This window comes from Psychrobacter sp. AOP7-B1-24 (genome assembly GCF_052376215.1).
In the GTDB taxonomy this organism is placed as follows: Bacteria; Pseudomonadota; Gammaproteobacteria; order Pseudomonadales; family Moraxellaceae; genus Psychrobacter.
This window is the reverse complement of the sequence record NZ_JBQSVL010000123.1, coordinates 1-4,638: the sequence shown is the minus strand read 5'-3', so window position 1 is coordinate 4,638 and position 4,638 is coordinate 1. Positions and strand designations below refer to the sequence as shown.

6 protein-coding genes are annotated in these 4,638 nt (G+C 42.9%); 3 read left to right on the top strand and 3 right to left on the bottom strand.

Features of this window, described 5'->3' with window-relative positions; translation table 11 throughout:
• Nucleotides 1-166: 166 nt before the first annotated feature.
• Entirely contained in the window at nucleotides 167-460 is a 294-nt protein-coding gene (locus tag ACT3QP_RS14140) for a type II toxin-antitoxin system RelB/DinJ family antitoxin (RefSeq protein WP_444525946.1), read from the top strand.
• Nucleotides 453-725 carry a type II toxin-antitoxin system YafQ family toxin gene (locus ACT3QP_RS14135; RefSeq protein WP_444525945.1) on the top strand — a complete coding sequence of 91 codons (273 nt, stop codon included), beginning with the start codon at nucleotides 453-455 and terminating at the stop codon, nucleotides 723-725. Before ACT3QP_RS14140 ends, ACT3QP_RS14135 begins: the two co-directional genes overlap by 8 nt.
• 329 nt (nucleotides 726-1,054) lie before the next feature.
• Here ACT3QP_RS14135 and ACT3QP_RS14130 read toward each other — a convergent pair whose 3' ends face one another.
• The 3 genes from ACT3QP_RS14130 to ACT3QP_RS14120 form a co-directional block, all read right to left on the bottom strand.
• Complete coding sequence (locus ACT3QP_RS14130) at nucleotides 1,055-1,333, bottom strand: hypothetical protein (RefSeq protein WP_444525944.1); 279 nt, start codon at nucleotides 1,331-1,333, stop codon at nucleotides 1,055-1,057.
• On the bottom strand, nucleotides 1,326-2,324 hold the full coding sequence (locus tag ACT3QP_RS14125) for a replication initiation protein (protein WP_444525943.1): 999 nt from the start codon (nucleotides 2,322-2,324) through the stop codon (nucleotides 1,326-1,328). Before ACT3QP_RS14125 ends, ACT3QP_RS14130 begins: the two co-directional genes overlap by 8 nt.
• A gap of 322 nt (nucleotides 2,325-2,646) precedes the next feature.
• Nucleotides 2,647-4,059: a MobA/MobL family protein gene (locus ACT3QP_RS14120; protein WP_444525942.1), complete on the bottom strand. Its 1,413-nt coding sequence runs from the start codon at nucleotides 4,057-4,059 to the stop codon at nucleotides 2,647-2,649.
• A gap of 230 nt (nucleotides 4,060-4,289) precedes the next feature.
• On the opposite strand from ACT3QP_RS14120, the gene ACT3QP_RS14115 reads away from it, so the two are divergent.
• On the top strand, nucleotides 4,290-4,638 hold a 349-nt coding region (locus ACT3QP_RS14115), incomplete at its 3' end, for a hypothetical protein (protein ID WP_444525941.1).

The window sequence follows — 4,638 nt, the reverse complement described above, 5'->3', positions numbered from 1 at the left end:
GTTATGTATCAGATAGGGATAAGGATGCTGTAAAGGTTGATTTGGGGTGATAGTAGCGTTCGTTTTTGGGTTGCGATTTTTTAAACCTTAAACCTAAATATAACTGATTTTGTACTGTAATTGTCTTATAATTGGAATCATTTGTAAGATAAATGGAGTACAAACCATGTCAACTGTCAATTTTAATATGCGAGTTGAAAAAGAACTCAAAGACGAAACCAGTCAAATTTTTGAGAATTATGGTATGACTACCGCACAAGCGGTCAGAATGTTTTTGGTCAATGTTGCCAAAACGAAGAAAGTTCCGCTGTCGTTTGATTATCAAGCAGATGATTTGGTACTCGGTGCTGAGACGCTACAGGCGATTGAGCAGGGGCGTTTAGACTACCAAGCAGGGAAACTCGATAAATTAGCTCCTGACGAGGCTATACAGGCGTTACAGGAGCTTACTCGTGGCTAGAACGGTTGTTCCAACAAATCAATTTAAGCGCGACATCAAAAAGCAGTCGATTGAACTTATCACGCCGCAATGGATCGAGGTTATGAGTTGCTTGATTAATGATTTACCGCTGCCAGTCAGATTTTGTAATCATGCCCTCACTGGCGACAAGAAACACCTGATGGATTGTCATGTTAAGCCTGATTTGGTGTTGTTGTACGAATATCAAGATGACACGGATTTAATTCTGCATCGGTTAGGCTCGCACAGTCAGTTGAAAATCTAATATCACATGAAAAAACTGATAGCCTCTAAAATGCGCTGTAAGGGCTTAGAAATTATTAAATGATACTAGGGTAGCCAAAGGGCTAAACAAACAGCAGACAGACGCTAATTTAAGCCAGATAGGCACACAATCAAGTTAGGTTTGAAAGGATAGATACAAAACGGTAGAACATTAGGCTTGTTGGCAGGGTCGCGGCAATCGACTGCGGTCGATTGAAAAAGACTGATTAAATTTGTATCTGTTTTAAATTAGCCTAAGCACAGAAGAATTGATTAGATATGCTTAACGGCAGCAAAAAAGAAAAAGCACCCTAACGGGCTATTACCTGATTACGGTGGCACTTGTGCATTTTTGAAATGATTATCATTATCATTAATATCCTCTAATCTTTGGGCGACTCCAAGCAATACCATTCCCATATATCGGGCTATGTCAGGGCTTATTTTTTCTTCTTCGTCTACCCAATCGGCTAAAATTTCTATGAACGTATCAAAATCTATCGAATACATATCTCTATCTTCTTCGGTAATAAACAACTCGCTGAATAGTTTAGCGTCTGGCTGATCTTCTAATTCTTCGATATGCTCATTCTGTGATTTTTCATTCATGCTCATACTCCTTTAGCCATGTAGATACTGTGTTTCTGTGGGTTGCTAGGGCTTTCGATATGTGGCTGATATTATAACCTTGTTCGTGCATTTCTTGAGCTTGTTTTCGCTTATCTTCGTACTTAGCTGACCTTGCCTGACCGCCCTTGTTACAAGCACCTTTACGGTTTGCTCTCTTAACCCTGCATGACTGAATACGGCTGAAACGCGCTTTTGATTTTTCACTGTATGCCCCAAACCGCCCTGATTTGCAATAACGTGTAATGCTGCGGACAATGTACTTCAGCTCGTTAGGAAATAATGGCACGTCAAAACGCTGGTTAAATTCTTCTGCAATAGCAGTTAAAACACGCTCTAGCTCCCTTCGGGTAAGGTCTTTCGCTATCGGATAGGCTTGGTGTCTAACATGGTTAAACACGTTCACATTGCGCCCATAACCTTCGTCATTGGCTGGCTCTTGCTGTTGGTATGGTTTTAAATCTAAATATTCGGCAAGCTCGGCTAGGGTATAAGACGGCTTAGCCCCTGTTATATATACTTCGTGCGAGGTATGGCAAGGGTTTTTTATAAGGTTACCGCTATAGCCTTTGTCTGCTCCTAGCGCCAATCGTAGCGCCTTTTGCACACTGGCTAGATACTCTACTGGCTTAGTGCTTGCTTTACGCCACTTATCCACTGGTTTTGTTAGCCTGTAGGCGTAGTGAGCGTGTCCGTTTTCGGGATTTTTGATAATAATTTGCGGTCGTGGCAAATTATTATCATGGTAAGCGAATAGGGCTTGTGGATCGTCAATGTCAAAGACAAGCCACTTGATAATCTCGGGGTGATTGGGTTGTATGTAGGCGTGTTTTATGGCGTGTGACTTGGTGCGAATGTGGCTAAAACCCTTGCTATTAGTGCAATAAGGCTTAGTCGCTAGGTCTGCGTAGAATTGGGCTAGAGTGCTGACGCTCTGCCAGTCGGTCGGGTCTATTTGTTTGATTGCGTACACTATAAAATTTCAGTTTTGCATCAGGTAGTAGTATGGGTTACTTAAAAAATACTGAAACCTATCCCACCAAATACAAAAAAGCCTTGTCTTAGAGTGTGCAACCAACTAAAATACGCTTACGATACGTGGTTTTTAGGTGGTTACACACTTATGAATTACATTAAGCCCTGACAGTTGTCGCTGTTGGGGCTTACTCGTTTCTAGCGTTTGAGTTTACGCTCATTTACGCCTTGATGTAAAGGTTGAGTATTAGCCAAGATCAAGCGGGGCATTTTCCGCTTGTCCTGGCTAATACTCAATCCAACAACCGCTAGGGCGTTAGTTATTGCCAATCTATATCCTTACCTTTCGTCTGCACCTGCTCTTGTTCTTGGGGCTTATTTAACTGCTCTAGTTCCTGCTGTAGCCTTTGCGTTTCCTTGTCCCATGCCGTCGCTTCATAACTTGCTTGTGCAAGATCAGGGCGTTGCTCTTTGATTGCTTGATGATGCTCATAACGGCTATATTCTGCTACGCTCATTCCTTGCTTACTGACCAGTTCACGCTCTTTATTCTCTATTGTTTGTTGATGCGTTCGCAACTCAATCGCATATGCCGTTTGGTTAGATTGATGGGTTCTCTTGTTCGTAAAAAACCCTTTGGTTGGCTCTACTGGTGGTTTGTCTTTGATCGCTTTAATCTCTGCCTTAATCTTGGCAACCTCTTTTTGCTGTAGCTGACTAGCGTATTCACGCACCGCTTTAAAATACTCTTTCTCTCCCTGTTCATAAGGGTTATGGCGTTTTTCTAACTTCTCAATTAGGGCGGTTTTAGCGTCATTCTGTGGCTGTGGTATCGGTTTGGGCTGTGGCGGTCTTGGCGTGGGGCGTGCCTGTTCTTGAGCTTTAGCCTTTGCCTGTTCCGCTTGGCGTTGCTCTTGTTCTCGCTGATTAATATTAGTAACTTTTATTATCTGCTGTACTAGTACGTCACGTATCGGGCGGTCAATCTCTTTTGCTACGTCTTTTATGGCTTGCTCGGCTTGCTCTCGTACCTCTAATTCTGAGATATACGCTTGCTTAATCTCGGGCTTTTTAAGTTGGGTCATGCTGAAGTTGGTTGGCTCTCGGTCTATGCCCTGCTCTTTTAGTGATTTCATACTAATACGCTCACTATGCCCTGCACGCTCTAGGTGTTGGTTGCACAATTCTTCCCATCTGTTGCGTTGGTCTTTTAGGTCTTGCTTGCGTTCTGAAGGTTTTATACCAGTGTTAGCCTTTTTTGCTCCGCCACGCTCGGGGTGCTTGCTGTTGTACCGTTTAAAATACTGCTCTGGGTCACGCTCTACCCCATCTCTTGTACGCTCACTAAACATAATATGAGCGTGGGGCTGTTCCTTGCCATCCATAGCAGGGGGATTGTGTATAGCGTACTGGTAAGCGTGCTTGTCGCCTATCTCTTTATCTATCCATTCTTTGATAAGATCATGGCGTTGATCGCTGTCTAGCTCTCTCGGTAAAGCAATAACGTGTTCCCTGTATGTACTGCCGTTCTTGCGTTCGTGTTCATCTGCCGACTGCCAAAAGTAATTAGGGTTATGCTCTGCCCACGCAGGCATATTTCCGTGCCCTGTATGTTCTAACTTTTCTTGGCTGTTGCTTTCTTTTTCATACTTTCCTTCACGAGCAATGTATTGGGCGTGAGGGGATGCCTTGCCCTTACTTCCTACGCCTACGCTTAGCATTGCTATTGCCATTTCTTTTGCTCTTTTTATTTGTCAGGCGGTAGCCTGATTGGGGATTGCAAAGGGGGTTTTATCCCTTGCCACGTTGTTTCTAGTTTATGTACCGAAAGGGGAATAAAATAGAAACGTCTAAACGTGCCTTGTTTCCTCAACAAGGGTTAAAAACCAACTGCCTATTTACTATAGATGCCTTATGATAGACTCAACTCAATACCAACGCAACTAACCATAAAGGACTAAATATGGCTGCCATTGATACGGCTTACCTCGATGATCTAATCAAACGATTTAGAGGCTACAAGTCAATTACTGATACCCAATCTCTTATTATCTTGTTAGGTGAACAAGCCAATAGAGATAAGGAAGATAACCGTAAGTTAGCCGTGTTACTGAAAGCGGAGAAAAAAGCTGATGAACTTGCAAAAGCTCGGGCAACTGCTAGACGGTTGATGGATGCTGAGAAGTCAAAGACTAGGAAAATAGAGACTAGACGTAAGCTGATTTGGGAAAGTGCTTTGGAGGCAATGGCTAAGAATGACGATGAAAGTAAGAAGATGCTGCAACATCTAAGGGTTAAAGCGTTTAACGAGG

Bases quoted from the DNA above. Each gene is read 5' to 3' on its own strand.
- ACT3QP_RS14140 (WP_444525946.1), top strand. From the start codon at position 167: ATGTCAACTGTCAATTTTAATATGCGAGTTGAAAAAGAACTCAAAGAC.
- ACT3QP_RS14130 (WP_444525944.1), bottom strand. From the start codon at position 1,333: ATGAATGAAAAATCACAGAATGAGCATATCGAAGAATTAGAAGATCAG.
- ACT3QP_RS14120 (WP_444525942.1), bottom strand. From the start codon at position 4,059: ATGGCAATAGCAATGCTAAGCGTAGGCGTAGGAAGTAAGGGCAAGGCA.